This window comes from Thermomicrobiales bacterium (assembly GCA_041390825.1).
GTDB lineage: Bacteria > Chloroflexota > Chloroflexia > Thermomicrobiales > UBA6265 > JAMLHN01.
Genome location: JAWKPF010000006.1, coordinates 14,399 through 38,759, shown reverse-complemented (window position 1 = coordinate 38,759; position 24,361 = coordinate 14,399). Strand labels below are relative to the sequence as shown.

General features: G+C 62.5%; 20 protein-coding genes and 1 pseudogene. 12 read left to right on the top strand and 9 right to left on the bottom strand.

The window, feature by feature from the left end; genetic code table 11:
- Window positions 1-112: 112 nt before the first annotated feature.
- The 8 genes from R2855_02635 to R2855_02600 all read left to right on the top strand — a co-directional run bounded on the left by R2855_02635 (window position 113) and on the right by R2855_02600 (window position 12,364).
- Entirely contained in the window at window positions 113-2,107 is a 1,995-nt protein-coding gene (locus R2855_02635) for a hypothetical protein (protein MEZ4529903.1), read from the top strand.
- 227 nt (window positions 2,108-2,334) lie between these two features.
- A complete protein-coding gene (locus R2855_02630; protein ID MEZ4529902.1) occupies window positions 2,335-3,966 on the top strand; it encodes a DUF6605 domain-containing protein in 1,632 nt (543 codons plus the stop codon).
- A 335-nt stretch (window positions 3,967-4,301) separates the two neighbouring features.
- Window positions 4,302-5,942, top strand: coding sequence for an ABC transporter substrate-binding protein (locus R2855_02625; GenBank protein MEZ4529901.1), 1,641 nt, complete (start codon window positions 4,302-4,304; stop codon window positions 5,940-5,942).
- A 475-nt stretch (window positions 5,943-6,417) separates the two neighbouring features.
- Complete coding sequence (locus R2855_02620; protein MEZ4529900.1) at window positions 6,418-8,046, top strand: ABC transporter substrate-binding protein; 1,629 nt, start codon at window positions 6,418-6,420, stop codon at window positions 8,044-8,046.
- 95 nt (window positions 8,047-8,141) lie between these two features.
- Window positions 8,142-9,092: an ABC transporter permease gene (locus R2855_02615; GenBank protein ID MEZ4529899.1), complete on the top strand. Its 951-nt coding sequence runs from the start codon at window positions 8,142-8,144 to the stop codon at window positions 9,090-9,092.
- Entirely contained in the window at window positions 9,089-9,982 is an 894-nt protein-coding gene (locus R2855_02610; GenBank protein MEZ4529898.1) for an ABC transporter permease, read from the top strand. Before R2855_02615 ends, R2855_02610 begins: the two co-directional genes overlap by 4 nt.
- Before the next feature lie 11 nt (window positions 9,983-9,993).
- Window positions 9,994-10,890 (top strand): creatininase family protein, encoded by an 897-nt coding sequence (locus tag R2855_02605; protein ID MEZ4529897.1) that lies wholly within the window; start codon window positions 9,994-9,996, stop codon window positions 10,888-10,890.
- Window positions 10,891-10,960: 70 nt separating this feature from the next.
- The gene (locus tag R2855_02600; protein MEZ4529896.1) at window positions 10,961-12,364 is read left to right on the top strand and encodes a neutral/alkaline non-lysosomal ceramidase N-terminal domain-containing protein; all 1,404 of its coding nucleotides are present in this window, start codon (window positions 10,961-10,963) and stop codon (window positions 12,362-12,364) included.
- A gap of 470 nt (window positions 12,365-12,834) precedes the next feature.
- Here the strand turns inward: R2855_02600 and R2855_02595 are convergent, their stop codons facing one another.
- The 3 genes and pseudogenes from R2855_02595 to R2855_02585 form a co-directional block, all read right to left on the bottom strand.
- Window positions 12,835-13,158 carry a creatininase family protein gene (locus R2855_02595; protein ID MEZ4529895.1) on the bottom strand — a complete coding sequence of 108 codons (324 nt, stop codon included), beginning with the start codon at window positions 13,156-13,158 and terminating at the stop codon, window positions 12,835-12,837.
- 35 nt (window positions 13,159-13,193) lie between these two features.
- Window positions 13,194-13,472, bottom strand: a pseudogene (locus R2855_02590) (creatininase family protein).
- An 869-nt stretch (window positions 13,473-14,341) separates the two neighbouring features.
- The gene (locus tag R2855_02585) at window positions 14,342-14,629 is read right to left on the bottom strand and encodes a hypothetical protein (GenBank protein MEZ4529894.1); all 288 of its coding nucleotides are present in this window, start codon (window positions 14,627-14,629) and stop codon (window positions 14,342-14,344) included.
- A gap of 133 nt (window positions 14,630-14,762) precedes the next feature.
- Between R2855_02585 and R2855_02580 the strand changes: the two genes are divergently transcribed.
- The 4 genes from R2855_02580 to R2855_02565 all read left to right on the top strand — a co-directional run bounded on the left by R2855_02580 (window position 14,763) and on the right by R2855_02565 (window position 17,515).
- Window positions 14,763-15,299: a hypothetical protein gene (locus R2855_02580; protein ID MEZ4529893.1), complete on the top strand. Its 537-nt coding sequence runs from the start codon at window positions 14,763-14,765 to the stop codon at window positions 15,297-15,299.
- Entirely contained in the window at window positions 15,296-16,426 is a 1,131-nt protein-coding gene (locus R2855_02575) for a dipeptide epimerase (GenBank protein ID MEZ4529892.1), read from the top strand. The genes R2855_02580 and R2855_02575 overlap by 4 nt, the downstream gene beginning before the upstream one ends.
- Window positions 16,427-16,622: 196 nt before the next feature.
- Window positions 16,623-16,823 carry a hypothetical protein gene (locus R2855_02570; protein ID MEZ4529891.1) on the top strand — a complete coding sequence of 67 codons (201 nt, stop codon included), beginning with the start codon at window positions 16,623-16,625 and terminating at the stop codon, window positions 16,821-16,823.
- A 491-nt stretch (window positions 16,824-17,314) separates the two neighbouring features.
- Complete coding sequence (locus R2855_02565) at window positions 17,315-17,515, top strand: hypothetical protein (protein ID MEZ4529890.1); 201 nt, start codon at window positions 17,315-17,317, stop codon at window positions 17,513-17,515.
- Window positions 17,516-17,759: 244 nt separating this feature from the next.
- Here the strand turns inward: R2855_02565 and R2855_02560 are convergent, their stop codons facing one another.
- The 6 genes from R2855_02560 to R2855_02535 form a co-directional block, all read right to left on the bottom strand.
- Complete coding sequence (locus tag R2855_02560) at window positions 17,760-18,827, bottom strand: GSCFA domain-containing protein (GenBank protein ID MEZ4529889.1); 1,068 nt, start codon at window positions 18,825-18,827, stop codon at window positions 17,760-17,762.
- Window positions 18,824-19,876: a hypothetical protein gene (locus R2855_02555; GenBank protein MEZ4529888.1), complete on the bottom strand. Its 1,053-nt coding sequence runs from the start codon at window positions 19,874-19,876 to the stop codon at window positions 18,824-18,826. The genes R2855_02560 and R2855_02555 overlap by 4 nt, the downstream gene beginning before the upstream one ends.
- Entirely contained in the window at window positions 19,810-20,865 is a 1,056-nt protein-coding gene (locus R2855_02550; GenBank protein ID MEZ4529887.1) for an alpha/beta hydrolase, read from the bottom strand. The genes R2855_02555 and R2855_02550 overlap by 67 nt, the downstream gene beginning before the upstream one ends.
- Window positions 20,866-20,974: 109 nt before the next feature.
- Complete coding sequence (locus tag R2855_02545; GenBank protein ID MEZ4529886.1) at window positions 20,975-21,937, bottom strand: hypothetical protein; 963 nt, start codon at window positions 21,935-21,937, stop codon at window positions 20,975-20,977.
- A gap of 114 nt (window positions 21,938-22,051) precedes the next feature.
- The gene (locus R2855_02540) at window positions 22,052-23,098 is read right to left on the bottom strand and encodes a hypothetical protein (GenBank protein MEZ4529885.1); all 1,047 of its coding nucleotides are present in this window, start codon (window positions 23,096-23,098) and stop codon (window positions 22,052-22,054) included.
- Window positions 23,099-23,161: 63 nt separating this feature from the next.
- On the bottom strand, window positions 23,162-24,193 hold the full coding sequence (locus tag R2855_02535) for a cation diffusion facilitator family transporter (protein MEZ4529884.1): 1,032 nt from the start codon (window positions 24,191-24,193) through the stop codon (window positions 23,162-23,164).
- Window positions 24,194-24,361: the final 168 nt, after the last annotated feature.

The following is a 24,361-nucleotide window of genomic DNA, read 5'->3' as shown; positions in this document are numbered from 1 at the left end:
TTTTGCCGGCGTGGCCGACCGAACGTTTGAGGCTTTTCCAACGGCTCGAAACTCCGTATACTGGGGCGACATAACAAGTCAATATAGGGTGCGACAGAAGACGGAGGTCCTCATGCGCAGAATCCGTTCGGTCATCGTGTTGCTGCTCGTACTGATTGGAGCAGGGTTCCCCCTGCCAGATGTTGGCTTGGCTCAAGGCACGGTCTACACCGATACCATGGACTCGGCGGAAACCGGGCTGTTGAGCACCGAAACGTTCGACCCCACGGTCAGCTTTACCTACCAGAACAGTCAGTTCGTCGTCGATGTTCAGCAGCCCTCGTTTCGAGGCGACATCACTTCGATACTGAATCTCCCCGAGATGGCGAGTTCGCGCCTGACGGTCGATGCGTTCATCGAGGGCGATCCGGCCAATAAATACGTCATTGCCGGCTGTCGCCGCACCGATGCCGGCGAGGGGTACTACTTTGGCTATCTGCCAGCCACCGGGGAAATCATCATCTGGCGGCGGGACTCCACCGGGGACACCAATATCGCCCAGTCGGTCGACCCGTCGTTGATCGCGCCCGCCAACACGATGTATCAGATCGGAATCGATTGCTGGACCGGCATCATCACCGGCATCGTCAACGGGCAGCCCGTGGCGAGCGCATTCGATGCGACGTATGCCGTGGGACTCCCCTTCATCGGTTTGGGCGCGAATGGGCAGGAGACCGATGGTCTCAAGGTGGCGTTCGACAACCTGACCGTGACCGACAATGGCAATCTGGAACTCGGTCCGGAAACCCCGGTCTGGGAACCGACCGCCGTTGGCGCGACCACCGGTCAATCCACCCCGATGCGGGATCCGGCCGTCGATGCGGCCGGCGCGCTTTCTGATGCCTTCACGGTCTCGTTGGAGAGCGCCCCAGTGGTTTCGGGTTTGGGCGGCGATGCAGACGTCGATCTCGACGGGTTGGCCAAACTGCCAGCGGGCGTGCAACTGGCCGACTTCTATGCCGAGATTTACTACACGACTCCGGCCCTGCCCGCGGGAACGACGTATCTGGTCGGCTACTGCTTCTGGACCGATTCCGCTGGGAATTGCTATGACATCTATCTCCAGGATCATGGCAACGGAACTGCCACCTGGGGATACGGCTATGACTCCGCGAGCGGCGACTATCAGCAATTGCAGTCTGGCGAACTGCCAGCGGGTTCGGTCGACCCCACGCCGGGAGCGACGAATTTCCTCGGCCTGACGGTCTATCAGGGCACTGCCATCCTGAGCGGGAACACGTACGATGTGGGTGCGGTCATTCCGCTCGGCGGGACACCGATCGCTGGTGACGTCCAATCGGAGATCGGGTTTCTCGATTCGGGCAACGTTGGCGTCGCCGATCCGTTGGCGATGTCGACCTCGGATTTCGCCGTTTGGGATCTCTCGTCGGGAATGGTTCCGGTGGCGGAAGATGCCATCGCCGTGGCGACCGAGCCGCCGGTGGATACAACGGTGCCCACAACCGCTCCGATAACGACTTCCGCGCCGATCGTGCCCCCGCTTCAGGGAACTGATAGCGTTGCCGCGTCGTTCGATCAGGCGCGCGCGGCTGCGATGCTCCACCCGCCGCTCGGTGGTGAGTACGCCGATACGATATCGCAAGACCCAGCGGGGTATATGTGGGTTACGGCCGGCATCAATGTCAGCGACTTCTACACCATCGTGACCCTTACCAACCCGACCGATCTCACGACTCCGAGCGATATCGGCATCGGATTCCGAGACGACCGCGATTCCGAAGGCGGCGTGCGTTTCGTGATCGACTCGACCGGAACCTGGTACATGCTCATTCCTGGACAGGACCCGTATGCCACGGGCGCTGCCACCGGATTCGATATCGCTCCTGGCGCATCGAACACCATCGAGCTCCTGGTGCAGGGCGGTACCGGCACGATCGCCATCAATGGGGTGCTGTTGCCGCAGTTCGATCTGTCGACGATCACGAATCGAGGCGATATCTACATCGGGACAGGGTTCTTCCAGGGATACTCGGTCGCCGGGCGTACGGTTCTCTATAGCAATTGGTGGATCTTCCCGACGGACATTCTGGACGTTCCCAGCGGCTGATCGATCGGGACTGAATACGGCAGGGCGTCGGGTGGGGGAACGCACGGGGCTGGTATCACCCGGCGAGCGTGCGCAGGACGCCCTTTGCATTGGTACGCAGGAGCCCGGGTAGAGGGCGCATCTCGTGCGCCGCGCGTCGCCTGCGAGATATCCCCGTTTCCGATACCCTGCGCGCGGCGAGAGCAACGCCCGGCAGGAGTTCACATCGAGGAGCGGAGAGAAACGCGGTGCTGATCGGATACGTGAGCGACGAGAACTATGTGGCCCAGAGCGATGTGGCGATCGAGATCGACCAGGACGGCGAGCTGATCGAGGTGATCCGTTCCACCCCGCGTGGCGGGGTGTATGCCGATCTGGGCGCGGGCCGCCATCGCTTCAGCTTGGTCAAGCCTGGGTTTGGCTCGAAGAGTGTCACCCTCGATCTGCCGCTGGCTGAGCCCTATCAGTTTCGCTTGCTCTCCGATTGCCTGCTTGGCTATGTCTGGCCGAATTGGGTCAAGACCGGAGAGCGTTCTGAGTTTCGCGTTCATTCCCACGAACCCTACCAACTCAGCCTCTGGCGCTACGGGCTGGAGAAGGAGTTCATCGCCAAGCTCGGTTGGTTCGACGAGCACGGTCCCCGGGCGGTCATGCAAATCACCCCAGATGGCGACTACGTGCAAACGGGCGTTCGGTGGAACAAGACCGGGTATGGCAACCCGCATCTGACCCAGTTCGTCACCGGGCCGGAGCGTTCAGGACTCTACTATCTGGAAGCGAAGAGCAACACCGGCCGGTTCTTTTCCTTTCCCTGGATCGTCGCGCCCGCCGCGCCGTCGAACCCGATTGCGGTCATCCTGTCGACCAATACCTGGAATGCCTACAACAACTTTGGCGGCCGTAGCAACTACGTCAACTCGGCAGGCATGCCTCTAGCCCCCGCGGTCAATGCGCGGCAAGACATGCTCCGCTATTCCTCGATCGATACGTTTGGCGAGTGGAGCTTTCCCGACGACGCCTATCCTCCCGTTCATTTCGAGCGTCCGAACCCGGCCAACAGCATTCCCGAGGGAACCCAGGCCACCGATCCAATCGTGGGGCGGCAGGGGTGTCATCTTGCTCCGGCAGAGTGGCGCTTGCTGGCCTGGCTGGAACGGGAAGGGTACGGCTACGACGTATACAGCGATCATCAGCTGCACACCGGTGAGCTCCAACTGACAGGACACCGGGCCGCGATCGCCAGTGTGCATCCGGAGTACTGGTCACGGGAGCAGTACCGCCGCATCGACGAATGGGTCAAGAACGAGGGCGGGAACTTCCTCTACCTGGGTGGCAATGGGCTCAACTGCGAGGTCGAGTTCCTGGCCGACGGCGCGGCGCTGAAGTTCTACAACTACATGCCGACCTCCGGCGGCGATATGGGGTACACCGATCCCGACACCGGTGTTTTCATCGAGAGCCGCATGCACCGGCGCTACCGGAGCGAAGCCGAGTTGTTGGGCGTAGTCACCACCGAGTCGGGCATCATGACCGCCGCTCCGTACCGGGCAGTCGACACCGATCACTGGATTTACGAAGGCACGGGTCTCCGGGACGGCGACATCTTCGGCCGCAACGGGTTGCAGGAACGCTGTTGGGGCGGCGCTTCCGGCCATGAAACGGACAAGATGAGCGGCTCCTCGCCGGTCGCAGCGCGCCTCCTGGCCAAAGGGCTCAACCCGGATGACGGCGGCGCCGAGATCGTGCAGTACGACACCCCCTCCGGAGGGTCCGTCTTCTCGGTTGGCTCCATCACCTGGCCAGCGTCATTGCTCGTGGACGAGTTCACGTCACAAATCACGAAGAACGTCCTGAATCGAGTGCTGAACATCGAGCCGTAGGACCGATCGAGTCGTATAAGCGGTGGAACGGAGGAAGGATCGACCTGCCTGCTGCCTCCCGCGTGCCAAGCGTCTCCTTCGTCCGCATGGACACCAATCAGGGCGTACCGGTCCACGCGGCGAACGCGGCTGGTATCATGACGGCTCACACAACGACTGGTGACTGTTGACCAGAAACTGCTAGATTGCTCTCGAAGACGTATCTCAAGAGAGGAGGGCACCGGACCGCCCGGCTTTGCTGCCGGTTCCACGCGCGAACTTTGACTCACCGTCGAGTCGCAGTAACCCGAGACCCGGTCACATCGACTGGATCAACGTTCATTGAAAGGACAACCATGGCCGACCAAGACAACGACCTGAGGTTTCTGATCGATCTCGCCCGTGGACGGTTCTCCCGCCGCGATGCGCTCAAGGCCAGCGGCGCGCTTGCTGCCGGCGCTGCTCTCGGAGGCGGCCTGACCATTCGCCAACTCGCCGATGTTTCCGCGCAGTCGCCAGAAGCCGGCGCCGCTCCGTCCGGAGAGGTCGTTTGGGCGCTCGACTCTCCGCCGCCCAACCTGATTCCCTTTGGCGCTGTCTCGCAGCCGGCCTGGAATGGGAGAGAGTTCTTTTATGACTCGCTCCTGGAGTGGGATCGGGATCTCAACCCAATGCCGGCACTGGCCGAATCGTGGGAGACCGACGAATCGGGTAGTCACATCTTTCACCTCCGCAAGGGTGTGAAGTTCCACAACGGCAAAGAGATGACTGCCGCCGATGTGAAGTACTCCGTCGAGATGGCGATCGCGCCGCCCGAGCCAGGTGTGGCGATCGGGATTCTTGCGAATATCACCGGCGCCGACATCGTGGACGACTACACGGTCAAGATCAACACGGCGACGGTCGATCCCACCCTGCTGGGAAACCTGGCCTGGGGTAGATACACGGCGATCGTTCCGGAGAACTTCTACGACGACTACAACGCGCTCAGCGAGGCGGTCGGCACCGGCCCGATGAAGCTGGTCGAGTACGTCCAGGATGACGTCGTCGTGATGGAAGCGTTTCCCGATTTCTGGGGAGACGGGATTCCCTGCATCGCCAAGCTGACTCTCAAGACGCTCAGCGAAGAACAGACCCGCGTGGCGGCGCTCCGTTCCGGCGAAATCGACGGCGGCTCGTTCAGCGCCGACGTGGCTATGACACTGGAGGGCGACGATAGCGTTACGATCCTGGAGGGTCTCGTCTCCACGCCAAACGTGATCCAGTTCCAGACCGCTGAGGCCGACGTGCCATGGCGTGATACGCGTGTGCGCCAGGCGATCAACAAAGTGGTCGACCGCGAGCTGATTCGCCAGAATGTGTTCGGTGGGAAGGCCGAGATTACCGGCGCGATTCCGCCCGGCTACGGCGAATACCCGCTCACGCCCGAGAAGCTTGCCGAGCTCTATGCCAACGATGTCGAGGCCGCCAAGGCGCTCATGGAAGAGGCCGGCTACGCCGACGGTTTCGAGGTCGAGCTGCAGGCGATCGCGGCGCCGCGTTCCTACACGCAGAACGCCGAGATCGTGGCCGAGGCGGTCAAGCAGCTCAATATCGACGCCAAGGTGGTTCCGCTGGAAATTGGCACCTTTGCCGACAACATCGGCACTGGCGCCTACCAGTGGGGAGCCACCGGCCGCGGAATGCGCGGCGACCCGTCGGGCTACGTCATCGATTTCCGCCAGGGCACCACACAGAACGTGACCTGGTTCGGCGATGGCTGGAACAATGACGAGTTCAACGAACTCTACGATCAGGCGCTGGCCGAACTCGATCAGGCGGCACGCGTGCCGATGTACCAGCGCATGCAGGAGATCATTGCCGAAGATGCGGCGCATCTCTATTTGGTGCAGCCATACAAGTTCCAGGTGGTCAACAGCAGATTGACTGGAATGTATGTCACCTTCACCGACACCAATCGGGGCCTGCGCACGGCGTGCGTCTCCGACGCCGAATAGCATTTGCTCTCTGGCGTATCGAGCAAGGAGTCGCCCGGAGGGCGGCTCCTTCGCATTGCCAGCGCAGCTCGCATCGTCCCGGCATCGACTCGATTCTGTTCCTGGAAGCGTCAACCGCACGTAGAGCATGGAGTGCGCGCAGCACGTGGTCGCTGACGCGCCATCGTGTTCAGGGGAACAAATCGGCGCCAGCGTGGGCCCGACTTGGCAGGCCGTTCGTCCGCATAGATGTCATTCGAGTCGAACCTGTCCACACTGCGAACTGTGCTGGTATCATGACCGCTCAAACAAAGACTGGTGACTGTTTACCAGAAGCTGCTAAATTACTTTCGTGACCATTTCCATGAGAGGAGGGCCGCGGTCCGCAGAGCGCCGGTATGCAAGGTAATCGAGCGAACTGAGACTCGTTGGGTCGAGTCGAGCTAACCCGACAACCGGTCACGACGACCGGATACCGATCTTCGAAAGGAACATCATGACCGAAAACGATAACGACCTCCGGTTTTTGATCGACCTTGCCCGTGGCCGGTTCTCCCGGCGCGACATGCTGAAGGCAAGCGGCGCTCTTGGCGCTGGCGCTGCGCTCGGCGGCGGGCTTACGATCCGGCAGTTGGCCGATGTCTCGGCACAAGATGCCGAACCGGCCGGCGAGGTCATCTGGGCGCTCGATGCCCCTCCGCCCAACCTGCTGCCATTCGGCGCCATCTCCCTGGCGCACTGGCAGGGCCGCGAATTCTTCTACGACACCCTCGTGATGTGGGACCAGGATCTCAACTTCGTCCCGGGACTTGCCGAGACGTGGGAGGTCGATGCGGACAACAGCTACATCTTCAATCTCCGCAAGGGCGTTCTCTTCCACAACGGTAAAGAGATGACCGCGGCCGACGTGAAGTACTCGATGGACCTGGCGGTTACCCCGCCGGAGCCAGGCGTTGCCGTTTCCTACCTCGCCAACATCACCGGCACCGAGATCGTCGACGACTACACCGTCAAGGTGACGATGTCGAAGCTCGATCCCACCCTGCCGGGCACGATGGCCTGGGGCGGCTACACCCCGATCGTTCCCGAGAACTTCTACGACGACTACAACCCGCTCAGCGAGGCGATTGGCACCGGCCCGATGAAGCTGGTCGAGTATGTCCAGGACGACGTGGTCGTCATGGAAGCCAATCCGGACTACTGGAACGCCGGGATTCCCTGCATCTCCAAGCTGACCCTCAAGACGCTGACCGAAGAGCAGACCCGCGTCGCGGCGCTGCGCTCTGGCGAGATCGACGGAGGCACCTTCTCGGCGGACGTGGTCATCACGCTCGAGGGCGATGACACCATCACCATCCTCGAGGGCGCGGTTTCGACGCCGAACGTCATCCAGTTCCAGACCGCTGAGGCCGACGTGCCATGGCGCGACACCCGGGTGCGCCAGGCGATCAACAAGGTCGTCGACCGTGAATTGATCCGGCAGAACGTCTTTGGCGGCAGCGCGGCGATCACCGGCGCGATTCCTCCCGGCTACGGCGAATACCCGCTCACGCCGGAGCGGCTGGCCGAGCTCTATGCCAACGACGTCGAGGCTGCCAAGGCGCTCATGGAAGAGGCCGGCTACGCCGACGGTTTCGAGGTCGAGCTGCAGGCGATCGCGGCGCCGCGTTCCTACACGCAGAACGCCGAGATCGTGGCCGAGGCGGTCAAGCAGCTCAACATCAACGTTAGCGTCGTTCCGCTGGAAATTGGCACCTTCGCCGACAACATCGGCACCGGCGCCTACCAGTGGGGAGCCACCGGCCGCGGTATGCGCGGTGACCCGTCGGGCTATGTCATCGACTTCCGCCAGGGAACCACGCAGAACGTGGTCTGGTTCGGTGATGGCTACAACAACGAGGAGTTCAATACCCTCTACGATCAGGCGCTTGCCGAGACCGACACGGCCGCCCGCGTGCCGATGTACCAACGCTTGCAGGAGATCATTGCCGAAGATGCGGCGCATCTCTACTTGGTGCAGCCGTTCAAGTTCCAGGCGGTCAACAACCGGCTCACCGGCATGTATGTGTTCTTCGGAAACACGAACCCGGGTCTGCGCACGGTTTGCGTGGCCGACGCGGAGTAGGACGATCCGCTTTCTGGGCAGGAGCCGCCACCGCGGCTCCTGCCTTCATTTCACGAAGAATCACCTGACAGTTCGCACGTTTAGGAAACACGTCGTTGTCGAAGTACATCCTGCAGCGCCTGGCGCTGCTCGTTCCCACGCTGATCGGTATGAGCCTGCTCATCTTCGCGATGTTGCGGCTGCTGCCAGGCGACATAGTCGACATTCTGGCCGGCACCGATGGCACGGCCTCGTCCGCGGCGAAAGAAAAGCTGCGTGAATCGATGGGGTTGAACGACCCCATCCCGGTGCAATACATCAAGTGGATGGGCAACCTGCTGCAGGGCGACCCGGGCACGTCCATGCGTTCGGGCAAGCCAGTTGGCGAGATTCTGGCCGCGGCGCTGCCCATCACCATCGAACTCGCCATCCTGGCGCTGATCATTTCGACCGTTGTCTCCATTCCGCTTGGGGTGATTTCGGCTGTCAAGCGGGACACCGCCTTCGATTTCGGCGCGCGTGTCGCCGGGCTCGTCGGGCTCTCGCTGCCCAACTTCTGGGTCGCCACCCTGATGCTCCTCTTCACCTCGAAAGTCTTCGGTTGGACCCCCTCGATCCGCTTCATCCCCTTCACGAGCGATCCAATCGGTAACCTGCAGCAGATGATTCTTCCGGCCATTGCGCTGGCGGTCCCTTTGATGGCGATCACCATGCGCATGACGCGCACTACCATGCTCGAAGTGCTCGGGCAGGACTATGTGCGCACCGCCAAGGCCAAAGGCCTGGCGCCCCAGCCCGTGCTCTACCGCCATGCGCTCAAGAATGCGCTCATCCCGGTCATCACCGTCATCGGCTTCCAGCTTGGCGGTCTGATGGGCTCGGCCGCGGTGGTCGAGGTCGTGTTCGGACTGAATGGCGTTGGCAATACCCTCTTGCAGGGCATCTTCAATCGCGACTATCCGCTCGTGCAGGCGGCCACGCTCTATCTGGCGGTCGCGTTCGTCAGCATCAACCTTATCGTCGACGTGCTCTACGCATGGCTCGACCCACGGATCAAACTCGGATGAGCGTCGTCACTACTACGCCCGATGTCATCACCGAAGGGCGCGTGGCGCGCGCGACCACCCCATGGTGGAAGTTTCCCAAGCGCTATCGCAACCCGATCGGCATCGTTGGCGCCATCATCGTGTTGACCACGATTCTGATCGCGATCTTCGCGCCGCTCATCGCGCCCTATGACCCCGCGGCGCAAGGCTCGATCCGCCTGCTCCCGCCCAGCCGGGAACATCTGATGGGCACCGACGAGCTTGGCCGCGATACGTTCTCCCGCATCGTCTACGGCGCGCGCGTCTCGCTGCAGGTCGGCATCATCTCGGTGGTCATCGCGTTGGCGATCGGCGGCTTTCTCGGGTTGCTTTCCGGGTACTTCGGCGGCCGCACCGACACCTGGACGATGCGCGTCGTCGATATCATGTTTGCCTTCCCAGGCATCGTGTTGGCCATCGTGATCGCCGGTTTGCTCGGCCCCAGCCGGCGCAACGCCATGATCGCCATTGGCATCATCTATGCCCCGGCCTTTGCGCGCGTCGTGCGCGGGACCGTGCTCTCCGTCAAAGGCGAGGCGTATATCGAAGCCGCCCGGGTGCTCGGTTCGAGCAACTGGCGCATGGTGCGGCAACATGTCGTGCCGAACATCATGGCCCCCATGATCGTGCTCACCACCGTCTACCTTTCCAGCGCGATCCTCTCCGAGGCGGCGCTCAGCTTCCTCGGGCTTGGCACGCAACCCCCGGAACCCACCTGGGGCGGCATGCTCAACATCGCGCGCACCTACATGGAAATCTCCCCCTGGATGGCGATCTTCCCGGGATTGGCGATCGCCATTCTGGTGCTTGGTTTCAACTTCCTGGGTGACGGTTTGCGCGACATTCTCGATCCGCGTCTGCGGGAGCGATAGAGGGCACGAATATGGCTGCTGGGCCGGAAATGGACGTGGTCGATTCCGGGTATGTGCGGGGCGAATATCGCTACGACAAGCTGACCTGGCCTGAGATCAATGAGGCGATCGCCCAGAAGAAGGTCGTCATCCTGCCGGTTGCCGCGGTCGAGCAGCATGGACACCACCTGCCGCTCGATGTCGATGTCTTGCAGGTCGAGTCGATCTGCCGCGAAGCGGGTCGCCGCGCTCCGGAATCGATGCTGGTCATGCCTCCAGTGCAATACGGCTACTGCCATCATGTGCTCGACTTTCCCGGCACCATCAGCATCCAGCCGACGACATTCGTGAACTACCTCCTCGATATCACACGCTCATTGGCCTGGCACGGGTTCGAGCGCATCATTGTCATCAACGGCCATGGCTCGAATCATCCGTTGGTGGAGCAGGTTGGCCGGCAAACTATCCTGCAGACCGATGCGCTCTGCGCGTTTCTTTCCTGGTGGCAGCTCGGCGCAAGCTACTGGAACAGCGAATTGCGCGAATCGGGTCCCGGTGGCTCGGCGCACGCCTGCGAGCTGGAAACCTCGATGTATCTGCATCTCGACGAGGCCGGTGTCCGCAAAGACCGCATCCGCGGCACGGTGCACGAGGACGTGCTGGAAATCCCCGGCGCGGACAAATGGCAGTGGGTCGACCTGACCATGGGCAGCGGTCCGGCTGGCATCGTGGGCTGGACCTCGCAGATGTCGGAAACGGGCTCCATCGGCGCCCCCGAGCTCGGTTCGGCGGAGAAAGGCGAGAAGCTCTTCGAGCATGTGGTCACTGAGCTGATCGACCTGGTCCAGTGGTTGCAGAGCAGACCGGTGCGCCCACGCCGCGACCATCACGCCAATGAGCGAACCGAGCCCATGCCGTTCGGTTTCTAGCACGGCCGAGCGTGGCTCCTGGCCAGAGCAACTGTTGATCGTCGCGCGACAACGAGGGAGATTGAGCGGAATGGGATCGTTTCAGGCAGGTGTCGGACGGGTCGATATCACACCGCCGCTGTCGGCGCCGCATGCCAGCTGGGGCGCGCAGGTGCATGTCTTCGCTGAGGATGTCGATCTCCCGCTGACCTGCACGGTGCTGGTCGTCGATGACGGAACCAACCGCGCGGCCTGGGTCGATTTCGATCTCATCATTCTCTCGACCCCTGAAACTCAGAAGGTGCAGCAACGAGTTGCTGACGAAACCGGAATTCCCCCGGAAATGGTGCGCGTGAGCGTGACGCACAACCATGCCGGTCCGCCGCCCAGCAGCTGGGACTGGGCGAAAGCGGGCATCGACGCGATGAAGGCGTACTACGCGCTCCTGCCCGACTACGCGGCCGGCGCGGCCCGATTGGCGGTCGAGAAGCTGGAACCCGCACGGGTCGGCGTTGCCCGGGGTGAGAGCCATGTGGCAGTCAACCGGCGGGAAACCGCGCCGGATGGCCGTACTGTCACCGGCACGAATCCAGACGGCCCGATCGATCCCGAGGTCTTCGTCATGCGCATCGATGCGCTTGACGGATCACCCATTGTGGCGGCGGTCGGCTACACCATGCATCCAACCACGCTCGGTCCGAGCAACAAGCGGCTCTCCGCCGACTGGCCAGGGTATCTCAAGGAAACCGTCGAACTGGTCACCGGCGCGCCGACCATGTTCGCCCAGGGCGCGACCGGCGATATCGGCCCCGGCCCGGATGGGTTCACGGACGACATCGCGGTGATTCAACGGCTCGGCAAGAGTGTTGGCGCGTCGGCGATTGTGGCGTACGAGGAGATCCTCCTCCCAAAGCGCGCCTATCGGCATGAGAAGGTCTGGGAGTCGGGCGCGCCGCTTGGCAAGTGGACCTACGACGCCGAGGAGGGCCCCGATCCGATCGTGCGCGGCTCGACGACCATCGTCAAGTTGCCGTTGATCGAGCTGATGCCCTTCGACATGGCGGAAGAGCGCGTGACCCAGGCGCAAGAAGCGCTCGATTCGCTCAAGGCCGCCGGAGCGGACCCGAAAGAAATCGAAGCCGCCACCTTCGTGGTGAAACGGGCCAACATGGCGTTCCGGCATGTGCAAGCCTTCGCAGGCAAGACGGAAGCCGACGTGGAGATCAACATTCTGCAGATCGGACCGGCGGTCTTCGTCGGTACCGAGGGCGAGCCCTTCCAGGACATCGGCAAGGAGATCAAGCGCCGTTCGCCCTTCCCCTTTACCTGGTTCGGCGGCTATGTCGGTGGCTGGGCGGGGTATATCCCCATGCCGGCGGACTATCCAGCCAAGGGGTATGAGGTCGATACCTCGCCGTTCACCCCGGAAGCGGCTGGCATTCTGACCGAAGCCGCGGTCAAGCTGCTGATCGAATTGGCCGCATCAGAGTCCTGACCATCCCGCATCCCGCCATGGGATGACCGATGACAACGGCGGACCGGCTGGGGTCCGCCGTTGTCGTGTCCGTCGTGCGCTGGTGGTCTCGCCCCGCCCTGAACGGCGGGGCTACGAGAAGCCAAGGGTCTCCGACCCTCTCCGGTTCGTCATTCGGCCCGCCCGTTTCGTCATTCGGCTCCAACCTGTTCGTCCTTCCGTCTCCCCTTCGTCATTCCGACCGAAGTGGAGGAATCTCTTGTTCCCATCGACGCATGGCTCAAGTCCGGAAGCCGAGCCTTGGGCAACAAGAGATCCCTCGACAAGCTCGGGATGACGGTGGGGCGACATCATGGTGGGGAGTTCGGGATGACGGACGGGGGTGTCGCTTTGGTGGGAAGCGATCGAGCTTGCTCCATGCGTGATGCCGGACCGCGGCCGCAAACGTACTCGTTGCGGGAGATCCGTGGGGGAATGCATTTCGCGACGGTTCAGCTCGCCAGGAATTCCCGCATCACCTGGGCCAGGCCATCGACCACGATCTCCACGAAGCGTGCGCCGGATTCGGCGGTCGCAGCGGCGGGGCTATCGGTATAGCCGTCGATTGCCTGCCACCAGTCGTTGCGTTCCAGCCGCCAGCCGATCACACGCGGCGGAAGCGCTTCGATTCCGCAACTTTTCGGGTGGGGATCGACCGGCGGCAAATCCGGCCGCAGGTGCATGACGACCGAGGTTTCGAACTCTCCCGCGTGACCAGGCGGCGGATGCCCTGCCTTCCTCGCCGCCGTCGAGCTTCCCTTGCGATGGTTGCCAATAGGAAAGCGCGCCGATCTGCACCGGATGGCAGGGCTAAGTCGCGCGCGACCAGCTGCACCAGCTCGTGATTTCCTCCATGCCCATTGACGATCAGGATCTTGCGGAACCCGTCGGTGATGAGCGAGGAGACCAGATCGCGGATCACCGCGTAGTAGGTCTGTGTGCTCAACGACAGCGTGCCGCCAAAGGCGAGATGATGGTCTGAGGACCCGAAGGGGAGGGTGGGCGCGACCACGATCGAGCCGCTATCTCCTGCCTGAACCGCTGCTGCCCGGCTGATCGCTTCCACCGCGAAGGTGTCGGTGCCGGTCACCAGATGCGGACCGCTGCTCCGTGGCGCCAACCGGTAGCACCACCAAACTCGATGGCGCGAGCGCCGCCAACTGGGTGCGGTTCAGTTCATTGAAGAGCAGCGGGCCATCGTTCATCTCGGGGCGGATCATACCGCACCGGATGCTCAGGCGGGTGCGGTATGTTTGCGGTATGAACGTACGCCGCTTCCACCTTCTCATTGCATCGATCATGATCGCGCTCGCGCTGTCCGCGTGCGGCAAGGAGATCGAGCGTTCGCCCACCGCTGTTCCAACCGTTCCGCGGGAGGCCACGCCGGCCGGGCTCACCGCCGGGCAGCTCGCCGACCGTATCGCCGTCGGCTGGGAGGCTATCGACCGCTACCGGGCGGAGACCTCGACCTACACGGTCGCCAGTCCCGCTGCTGGCGATCCGACCATGCAGATCGTGGAAGAGGCGATCTTGCCCGATCAGCGCCACCAGGTCGTGACCGTCGACGGCGAAATGCAGTCGGAAATCGTCGCGGCCGGTGGCAACATCTATGGCCGTGGTCCGGCCATTCCCGGTGTCTCGCAGCCGAATCGCGACCCGAACGTCTGGATCACCATCAACGGCAATGTGCTCGGCCCGAACAATCCGCAATCCGGCTTCTATCAGTCGCTCCTGCTGCCGGTCGAGCCGCCCTATTCTGGTCTGAGCGACACCGACGGGCACGCCCCGTGGAGGAATTGGGCAGCGTGGATGTCGGGGGGCGTGCCTGCGAGCAGTACCGCATCGTCGACAGAGCCAGAGCGGACAGCGCATCGAGATTCTGATCGCGCTGCAGGAATCGGGATTGGTCTGCTCGATTCAGACCACAGCCGGCAGTTCGACCACCCTGACCGTCTACACCTACGACCAACCGGCGGAGATCGCAATTCCGGCCTCGCCGGCGCCAGCTCCCGCGGAGAATGGATGAACGAGCTGGTCGATTACGAATCCGTTGGTTTCGCGCGCATCGATGAACGGACCTGGCAGAAGAGCATTCGCGGCCGGGTATTCACCTTCCGCGAGTTGCGCGCCCTGGACGAACTCGAGATCGCCGAACGCATGCAACGCGACGTCATGAAGATCGAAGGTTCCGACGTGGTGATGGCGTCGTTTCTGGTGGTTTCTCCCCGATACCGGCGGTTTCGTCATTGGGTGTTACGAGGGCGAGCGCGAGATTGCGGTCGCGTTCGGATACGGTGGTTATCTGCATCCGGAGCCGTTTCTCTATTCCGACTTCCTGGTCGTCGTGGAAGACGCGCGCTCGCTCGGCATTGGTTTCGAAATGAAACGGTTGCAGGCGCTGATTGGGCGAGAACGCGGGCTGGGATCGATTCGCTGGACGGTCGATCCGTTGCGCGCCGCCAATGCCCGCCTCAACTTCGAGCGGTTGGGCGCGTTGGGGGTGTCGTACACCCGCGACAAATACGGCGCGAACTTCGCGGCGGGGCTCTACGGCGGCATGCCGACCGACCGCCTGCTTCTGCGCTGGCCCTTGCGCACCGAACGCACGCTGGAGCGGTTGACCGGTTCGTACGTGCCAATCCCCGACCAGGCGCTCGATGGGTTGGAGGAGGTTTCGGCCAGATCGCTGGGGGCGCCGCAGTTGGTCGTCACCATCCCGGGCGATATCGACACCCTGGTCAAAGCCGAATTCGACACCGCCATGCGCTATCGCATGGAAACCCGCGAGAAGATCGAGTTGGCCTTCGCTGCGGGCTATTTCGTCTCTGGCGCGGCCCGAACGGGAAGCCAGTCCCGCCTGCTGCTGGAACCGGCGGCAATGTTCGAGGAAACGATCGAAGAAACGGAGAACGAATGATGAACTCGCGCGAGATCGTTTCCATCGAGGTCATTCCCATCGAGTTGCCGCTGATCGAACCGTTCATCATTTCGTACGGCGCGGCGGCGGGTGTGGAATCGGTGCTCGTGCGCATCACCGACCGGGCGGGAAACACTGGCTGGGGCGAAGGCACTCCGGACGAAACCGTCACCGGCGAAACTCCGGCCACGTTGCTGGAAGACCTGCTGGAAACTGGCGCGCCCGGCATGCTCGGCTTCGACAGCCGTCGCCGCGATCTCGCCATGAGCGAGCTCGAGCGGCTGCTGCCCGGCAAGCCGACCGCCCGCTGCGCCATCGATATTGCCTTGCACGATCTTGCCGGACGCGCGGCCGGGCTCCCGGTTTGGGCGCTGCTCGGTGGCTCGAAATCGACGGTCCAAATCTCCCGCGTCGTCAGCATGCGCGAACCGGAGGAGATGGCCGCCGACGCAATGCGCCACGTCGCCAATGGGTTCACCACGGTCAAACTCAAGGTCGGGCAGAAAGACGATGTCGCCAAGGACATCGCTCGGGTGCGCGCTGTGCGCGACGCAATCGGCCCCGACATTGGTATCAAGATCGATGTCAATCAGGGATGGGTCGATGCCGAAACCGCCATTCCCGCCATGATCGCCGTGCAGGAGTTCGCGCCCGACTACATCGAGCAACCCGTGTCGCAACACGATCTGGATGAGCTTGCCGCGGCGCGCAAAGGAAGTGGCGCGCGCACGATGGTGGACGAAGCATGTCACGGGCCGGCCGACATGCTGCAGGTCGTGCAACTGGAAGCCGCCGACCTGGTCAACATCAAGCTGATGAAAACCGGCGGACTCTATCCGGCGTTGTCGGTCGATGCGATCGCACGCGCGGCGGGGATCGCGTCGCAGGTTGGCACCATGGTGGAAAGCTCGATCGCTTCGGCTGCCGGACTCCATTTCGCCGCTTCGCGCGGCAATGTGCAAACGGTCGAGATGGGCGGACCGATCATGCTGGCGGAGGATATTGGGAATGCCCGATCGTGGTACTCCTCGCACACCATCTCCATCCCCGACGCCCCCGGACTCGGTATCGCCCTGGACGAGTCCCGCATCCGTCGATTCGCAGGCGACTGGGTTAAGGTGGATTAGCGGGTGCGGGGTCCGGAGTCCGGAGTCCTGGGGCCTGAGACGGTCGAGAAGAGGACCAAGCGGATCTCACATCCGTGACCTCGCCACGTCCTATGTATGTCTGCCGGGGCGCATGAAAAAGCGCCAAACGACGCGGTAATCGGCAGGTTTCGCGAATCGCAATTGACAACGATTTGCGGCAGTAGGAGGTGTTGATATGACACTGGTTGTTGGACGTCGCCGGCTGACGATTAGCTTTTCACCGGGGCAGCCCGAAAGGACTGAGGACCGATACCCCATGGCCTATGCGGCCACCGATCACGAGCTTGCCCGGCTCAACACGTTGGACCTCGGGGCGGTGGGCCGTATCGACCAGGACATTCATCGCCTCATGCGCGGTGTTGGTTCGACCCGATAATCAGCGAGGAAATAAGGCTGTGGATAGTGGTTTTGCGTTGTTGCTTGGAGCGTTGACCGCTCTCATCCTGTTCGATCTCGTGGCGCTGCGCTTCGGCGCGGACACCCGCGACGGTGGCCGCAATTGGTGGTAAGCCGCCGGGCGAGCCGCGACTGATTCAGATTTCTTCTCCCTTCCCACCCTCTCGACGAAGAAACGGCTTCCGGAAACACCCGGGAGCCGTTTCTCGATCCGGGTCTATGCGCGCCCGAAAGCCGCCAGAGATAACCCTCGCTTGACCATCCACACTCCGCGCCGAATGCACAATCGAGGTGGAGAGATTGTCCGCACAGCTTGCGGAGGATTTCATCCCAAATCGATCTCACACGCGCGGTCATGCCACGTTCTATCTGTGACTGCCGAGGCGAACATGAGATCGCCAGACGGCGCGGTAATCGGCAGGTCTCGCGGGTCGAAATGTGATCGCGGCCAGCGGCAAAGGAGGCACCGAAATGACCTTGGTTTTTGGACGTAAGCGACTTATTATTAGTGTGACGTCGGATCGCCCCGCCGATCCAGCCGATCGGTACCCCATGGCCTATGCGGCCACCGATCGCGAACTCGCCCGACTCAACAAAGTGGGCATCGGCGCGGCAGAGCGAATCGGCAATGATGTTCACCGAATCATGCATGGCGCCGGCTGGGTCCGGTAAGCAGGAGAGGATACGTATCTAGATGGATAGCGCGATTATCGTCGTCATTGGAATCATTGCAGCGCTGGTTGCGCTCGATCTGGCCGCGTTGCGGTTTGGCTTCGATTCGCGCGACGGCGGCCGCAACTGGTGGTAGGCCGCCAGGCCCTCCCCGTTCGACACAGGTTCTTCTTCCTTCCCACCCTTCTCAAGGAAACGCTCCCGGGACCGCCGGGGGCGTTTTCTTTTGTGGGACGACGAACTGCTATTCGTCGGCGAACTGGTCCAGCAGTCCTTCCTCGCAAATGAGCTCGAGGTCGTCTTCTTCATCGTTCTCTTGGGAAGCAGGCGCCGCAGGGGCTGCTGGCGCGACGGTGGAGCTTACCGGCGCGGCTGCATTCCCGAAGAAGTGCGACATCACGTAGTCGACCCCGGCGTCGTTGACATTCCGCAAGTCGGGATTGAAGAACTGACCGCGGATCGGGTGGGTCGAAATGAGCTCATAGGACGGAAAGTAGCTGATGTCCTCATGCGTCGCGGCAAAGTCGCCGGCGATCGCCCGCAAGGTTGCTTTCGATTGCGTCGTCGCCACCAGCACATGATCGTCCGAGGCGGTTGCCGTGAGGGGCACTGGTGAGACAGTCAACAGCATGCGGATGCTGGGGTTCACCTCACGCATCATGATCCAAAGCAGTTCGAGATCGGCGGCGATTTCCGGATAGCGGAAGTTGTGGAACCGGTACTTCTGCGCATCGAAGGTCCCGGCGATCGTGCCCGGCGCAGTGGGGAACACGGTTTCGTCCTCGATCGACTCCCAGGCTTCGGTGAGCCCCAGCGTGAAGACGAAGAGGGTCGCCGTTTCGAAGAGCTCCTGCACCTTGGTCAGATGAACTTCCCGCAACGCCCAAACGTCTTCCGCCCGGGCATGTCCAACCGGGTCGACGCCCGGCCGCAGCGCGTCCCAGAAGCGTCCGTCCTTTTCCCAGACGAAGTCAGCAGCAATGCGCAGCTCGAACGCCTCCTGGAAGAGCTGCAGCAACTGCCGAACGGTGTAGATGTTGCCATAGCGGCAGGAGAAGATCCCGAATCCGTGGCGATGCGCTTCTTCCGGTGTGCAGCCGGAGGGTGCGGGTTCCAGATCGAGATAGTCGACCCCGCGCTTGCGGAGGTTGCGGCCGATGTGCTGCGCGAAACAACTCCCGGCGGTGGCGATCTTGTCCTCCGGGTGGAAGAACGGCCCGATCGCGACCTCTTCGAAATCGGCGATGTGCCGATCGGCTACCGCTGGCCGCCAGAATGCGCGCCTGGGAAGATTGGAATACGGGGATGTCATGACGGGAGCCTTTCAGACGATGGTGATTTCTGTAGCACTCTGGCCGCGGAACGAGCCAACCGGGCGGCAATCTGCTCATCGCGATTGGCGGCGCGGGTGACGAGTTTGGGTTTGGGGACTCGCGGTTCTTCGATTGGACTGGCAGCGTTTTGCTCGGCCCACGTCTGCTCGATAGCGGCCGCGGATGTGTTTGGAGCGGTCAGCGCGGCGAGAAGCCAGGGAATCCAAACGTAGGCCGGGACGGCCTGATGCCCACGTCTTCCCCAGTGCGCCATGCGGATGACCAGTCGATCCGAGTACTCGCGCGGAAGCTGGGAAACGAAGGGCCCGAAGTGCCATTTGACATGGTAGAAGTCGCTCGCTTCCTGGAGATAGATCACCGAGGTATCGCAGCGACTGGCATAGAGCGCGCCGAGATCGACATCGATTGTCTGGGCCAGTGATGTCTGTTCAGGAAGCGACGGCCAGCATGCGGCCCGGTAGCGATCCCGATGGAGGCGAATCGCGTGATTCAGGTTCGTTTGCGGATTGGAAACGAGCGCGACGCTGCCGGGAAGGCGCCAGGCATAGTAGAGCGCGGCAAATCCGCCACCGGATCCGCCAAGAAACACGACCCGGGTTGCGTCGAGGACATCGACGATCCGGTGAATGAGTTCGGTGAGCGCCGGCTGCACCGCGAAGCGGTCGTCTCCCGCGTACCAGGCGAGTTTCAGCTCTTCGCCCCGGACCAGTGAGGGGTCGGAAATGCCGATGATGGACGCGGGCGCATGCTTGTGCAGACTGGTCGAGGTGAAGAACGGCAGCGGGTGCCTGGCGCGGTCGACTGCTCCGGAGAACGAGAACACCACGGTCGATGAATCCTGGAGCTGTGTCAGCAGAGGGATCTCGCCTCCGTCGACGGCAATGGTGGCGACGCCACCAGCGGTTCGATCGAGCAGCGACGCGAGATAGGCGTCTGTCGAGATGGCTCGACCCAATCGATTCACGCCGAGTCGTCCGGCGTTGCGAGCCGCCCAAGCAACGCCCCAGTCGCGCTGTGCGCGATCCACGCGGCAATCTCCTCATCCCGATTCGCAGGACGAACAGTCGATGCCGCGCGTCTGATCGGGAGTTCGACATCCGCGGCGCCCGGCGCTTGCGCAGCGGCAGCACCCGAGCCGTTGCTCCGCGCGGTCGCACGGGGTGGGGGGAGTGGCACCGGGTTTTGCACGTTCCAGGTTTCTTCGATAGACGTGGCGGATGTGTCCGGAGCAGTGAGCGCGGCCACCAACCAGGGAATCCAGACACTGGTCGGCGCGGGCTTGTGCCCCTCCACGCCCCAGTTGGCCACCCGCACGATCAGCCGGTTGCGAAACCCAGGCCGCAGGGCGGCAACAAACGGAGCGAACTGCTTGGTCAAGTGGAAATAGTCGCTTGCGATTTGAATGAAAATCGCGGTGTTCGTGCTGTTCTCGTCATAGAGCGGGGCCAGATTGGCATCGATTACCGAGTTCAGATCGGCGTAGCGGTCGAGGGTGGGCCAGCAGACCTCGCGATATCGCCGCCGGTGACCCCAGTGATACTGATTCAGGTCCGTTTGGGGATTGAGCACAATGGCAACACTGTCCGGGATTTTCGATGAGTAATAGAGCGCGGCGAATCCGCCCCCCGATCCACCGACGAACGCGACGCGCGTGGCTCCCAGGCTGTCGATGATCTGCCGCAAGAGATCGGGCAGCATCCTCTGAAGCTCGAAGCCCTCGTGCCCGGCGTACCAGGCGAGCCGCATCTCGTCATGCCGGTCGAGCGACGGGTCTGCCAGAGCAATGACCGAAGCCGAAACCCGTTTTCCGAGTCCGGTCGAGGCGAACTGCGGCAACGGCTTGTTTCGGTTCGCAGCGCCGGTGAAGGTGAAAATGACCGATGGTGAATCCTGGAGGGAAACCCAAACCGGGAGCTCGCCGTGGTCGAGTGCGATCGTGCAGACGCCTTGCGCGGTACGGTCGCGTAGCGCCGCGAGAAATGCCGCTGTATCGAGAAGATTTTCGGATTGCCCCATGCCCGTCCTGGCGTCTCTGCTTCTGGCGAGCTGCCATCGAGGCGGAATAGTAGCGTTCTGCCGAACGGACTGCCCGTTTAGCCTCAAAACGACGATGGCTGGGAAAGATCTAGTTCGTCGGTTGGGATCGAATGACTCGTCGGCTGGCGGCCCGGGCAAGCTCCGCGGCGATCTGCTCATCTCTACTGGATGGCCGAGTACTGGGTGGCAGTGACGGGAGCTGAAGCGGATTCTGCTCCGCCCAGGTTTGCTCGAGGGATGCGGCGGTTGTGTCCGGGGCGGACAACGCGGCTTTCACCCAGGGGACCCAGATACTCGCCGGAGCCGGTTTGTGCCCCCACCGTCCCCAGTTCGCCATGCGGACGATCAGGCGGCGGGTGAAACCGATTGGAAGCGTGGCAACGAAGGGCGCGAATTGCCCCTGCAGATGCGAATAGTCGCTGGCCACTTGCAGGTAGATCACTGAGTTGTCGAATCGCGTGGCGTAGAGTGCGCAAAGATCGGTATCGATCACCGTCGGCAGCGCCTGGTTGTCCGCCAGTGACGGCCAGCAGACCGTGCGGTAGTCGGCGATGGGCGGTTGGATGTAGCGTTGAAAGTTCGTTTGCGGATTGGTCACGACCGCGACGCTGCCGGGAATGTGCCACGAGTAGTAGAGCGCCGCGAACCCGCCGCTCGATCCGCCAACGAACACGACCCGACGGGCCCCCAAGCTTTCGATCATTCCCTCGATCAGGTCAGGCAAGATGCGCTGCAGCGGAAAACCCTCATGCCCGGAAAACCACGCCGTCTTGAGCGCATCGTCCCGCGTCAGCGACGGATCGGAAAAGCCGATGATGGTTGCGGGAACGTAGCTAGACAAGCCATGCACGGCAAAGTGCGGCAAGGTGAAGTTACCCCGGTTGGCGGCGGCTCCGGTGAAGGAATAGACCAGCGTGGACGGGTCTCCCATGCGGACCGACACAGGCATTTCTCCGCCGTCGCAGGCGATCAGGGAGACCCCGCTTGCGCTTCGATCGCGCAACGATGTGAAGAAAGCGTCCGCAGTGATGAGGGGCGCCTGTCGATTCATGTCGGAATGATTGCCTCTCTGCGGGAACATTGGCCTCGAGGTTGGCAATGGTACCAACGGCGGGAGGCACGAAAAACGGCTCCCGGAAAAACCGGGAGCCGTTGGCGCAAGAATCTAGCAGTTGGCCGAGGTTGGATTGGTGCCGGCCTGAACCTCGGCGCCATCAGGGACTCCGTCGCCGTCGCTATCCGGGTTCGCCGGATCGGTGCCAAGCCGCAGCTCGTCGAGATCGGTGAGACCATCCTGATCGGCATCGGCCGTTGCTGCCGGCGATGCGGGATCGAGTGGGTCGCCGCCCAGGAAGATATCCCAGCCGTCCGGAACGCCATCTCCATCGGTATCGGCGAGCGCCGGGTCAGAACCGACAGCGGCTTCGAACGCGTCCGAAAGTCCATCGAGATCGGAATCGATGGCAAACGAATCGGCATCGAGCGGATCGGTTGCATCGAAATCGGTCTCGAGACCGTCGAGCATACCGTCGCCATCGGAGTCCGGATTGTTCGGGTTGGTGCCCAGCGACGCTTCCGTCGAGTCTGCAATGCCATCGCCGTCGGCATCGTCGCTCGTTGCCGGACCGTGTGGCGTGGTGGCCATGGCCACGGTGGCATCCACGCATGCTGTACCGGTGGCAGCGGCAGCAGCCACATCCGTCCCGGCGGCATCACTCACCGGGAACTCGCCCAGGACCACCGTGATCGACACGGAACCGCCAAGATCGGCCACGCTGCCGATTCCGGAGATGCCGGAATTGTTGGCGTCGTCGATGCCGAAGACCACAGAGTCATTGGCAACGAACCCGCCGATCACGCCGCAGGCGAGCTCAGTCGCGTCTGCGCCAGTTCCGGAAGCGACGATGATCGCCAAGGGCGCATTCGCCATGACATCGTCGAAGCTGCCCTCCAGTGTCGTTACCGAGGAAGCGACGTCGATGGCTGCATCGCTACCGGCGAAGGTCGCGCCAGCCACAGAAGCCGCCGGGACGATGGGCTCCAGATCGACGACGTGCTGGATGGTTTCCGAATCGCAGGTGCCGGAATAGATCGCGACTGGCAGTGAGCTCACCGCCTGCGCCCCAGCGGAGAGTTGCGTCAGAACGCCAGCGAGCGCAAACGCGCAAACCGCGAGAAGTGCTGGTCCAAATCGATACTTGATGACGCCCATTGTGAATCCTTTCGCTCATCCACTGTGTGTGTTGGTCAGTTTCGCACAGGATCGGGCATGCAACTACTTGGCACGCTCTTCGGCAACTGGATTTCCACCGTTGGCGATGTTCGGTGGACCCTGAAGGAAGTCTGGCAAGTCGAAGACGGGCCGCGCATCTTCGATGTCGATCAGGTCGCTATCACGCCATGCGTCCGGATCTTCCACCGGTTCGATGTGAACGACCGTTTCGGTGCCCGGATAGGTTCCTGCGATGGCGTCTTCGATTCGCTTGGACAGATGATGCGCGTCGCGGACCCGTTGCGCGCCGGGCACCAGCAGGTGCAGATCGACCACACGGTGCGATCCTGCCCGGCGGGTACGCAGCGCATGGTAGGTGACATCGGGGGGGAGCATGGTTTCGATCGCCAGCCGAATCTGGTGTTCTTCGGTTGGCGAGACCGCGCGGTCCATCAATCCATCGAACGAACCGCGCAGCAACCCAAGACCGATGCGAATGATGTTGCCCGCCACGAGCAACCCGATCACCGGGTCGACCCACTGCCACCCGCTGACGCTTGCCACGATCAACGCGGCAACGACGCCAACGGTCGTCCAAACATCGGTCATGAGGTGTTGACCGTCCGCTTCCAGCACGACCGATTCATGCCGACGGCCGACGCGGAGCATGGAGCGCGCCAGGAGCAAATTGATCAGTGACGCCAGCACAGCGATGAAGAGACCCAAACTGACCGATTCGATTGGCCGTGGATCGGCTAGCCGTTGAATCGAGAACCAGACGATGGAGCCAGCAGCCACCAGGATGAGCGCGCCCTCGATGGCCGCGGAAAAGAACTCGATCTTTTGGTGCCCGTAATTGTGACTGCGGTCGACGGGACGGGTGGAATACCACAGCGCGAAGAGCGCGGTTCCGGCAGCGACCAGATTGACCAGCGATTCGACCGCGTCGGACAGGAGACCGATCGAGTCGGTGATGAAGTACGCGCCGAACTTGAGCGCGATCGTGACGATGGCCGCCCCGATCGAGAGCCAGCCCCATTTGAGCAGAGAGGTGTTGGCCGAGTTGGCCGCGTGCGTTGCCAGTGGACGACTCATTCCGCCGGGAACAGCCGGCAAATGGAGTCTAGATCGTGGCAACCGGCTTAGTCAGGAGGGAAAGTCGGACTTCACACGGGCTAAACGACGAACGCGCCCGGAGCGATTCCGGACGCGTTCGACTGGTGATCCGAAGCTAAACGCACTAGTTCATAGGCATGTGCCCTG

Excerpts from the sequence above, each read along its gene's own strand:
- R2855_02635 (MEZ4529903.1), top strand. The coding sequence starts at position 113 with ATGCGCAGAATCCGTTCGGTCATCGTGTTGCTGCTCGTACTGATTGGA.
- R2855_02625 (MEZ4529901.1), top strand. The coding sequence starts at position 4,302 with ATGGCCGACCAAGACAACGACCTGAGGTTTCTGATCGATCTCGCCCGT.
- R2855_02620 (MEZ4529900.1), top strand. The coding sequence starts at position 6,418 with ATGACCGAAAACGATAACGACCTCCGGTTTTTGATCGACCTTGCCCGT.
- R2855_02610 (MEZ4529898.1), top strand. The coding sequence starts at position 9,089 with ATGAGCGTCGTCACTACTACGCCCGATGTCATCACCGAAGGGCGCGTG.
- R2855_02605 (MEZ4529897.1), top strand. The coding sequence starts at position 9,994 with ATGGCTGCTGGGCCGGAAATGGACGTGGTCGATTCCGGGTATGTGCGG.
- R2855_02600 (MEZ4529896.1), top strand. The coding sequence starts at position 10,961 with ATGGGATCGTTTCAGGCAGGTGTCGGACGGGTCGATATCACACCGCCG.
- R2855_02585 (MEZ4529894.1), bottom strand. The coding sequence starts at position 14,629 with ATGACGAAACCGCCGGTATCGGGGAGAAACCACCAGAAACGACGCCAT.
- R2855_02580 (MEZ4529893.1), top strand. The coding sequence starts at position 14,763 with ATGAAACGGTTGCAGGCGCTGATTGGGCGAGAACGCGGGCTGGGATCG.
- R2855_02575 (MEZ4529892.1), top strand. The coding sequence starts at position 15,296 with ATGATGAACTCGCGCGAGATCGTTTCCATCGAGGTCATTCCCATCGAG.
- R2855_02570 (MEZ4529891.1), top strand. The coding sequence starts at position 16,623 with ATGACACTGGTTGTTGGACGTCGCCGGCTGACGATTAGCTTTTCACCG.
- R2855_02565 (MEZ4529890.1), top strand. The coding sequence starts at position 17,315 with ATGACCTTGGTTTTTGGACGTAAGCGACTTATTATTAGTGTGACGTCG.
- R2855_02560 (MEZ4529889.1), bottom strand. The coding sequence starts at position 18,827 with ATGACATCCCCGTATTCCAATCTTCCCAGGCGCGCATTCTGGCGGCCA.
- R2855_02550 (MEZ4529887.1), bottom strand. The coding sequence starts at position 20,865 with ATGGGGCAATCCGAAAATCTTCTCGATACAGCGGCATTTCTCGCGGCG.
- R2855_02545 (MEZ4529886.1), bottom strand. The coding sequence starts at position 21,937 with ATGAATCGACAGGCGCCCCTCATCACTGCGGACGCTTTCTTCACATCG.
- R2855_02540 (MEZ4529885.1), bottom strand. The coding sequence starts at position 23,098 with ATGGGCGTCATCAAGTATCGATTTGGACCAGCACTTCTCGCGGTTTGC.
- R2855_02535 (MEZ4529884.1), bottom strand. The coding sequence starts at position 24,193 with ATGAGTCGTCCACTGGCAACGCACGCGGCCAACTCGGCCAACACCTCT.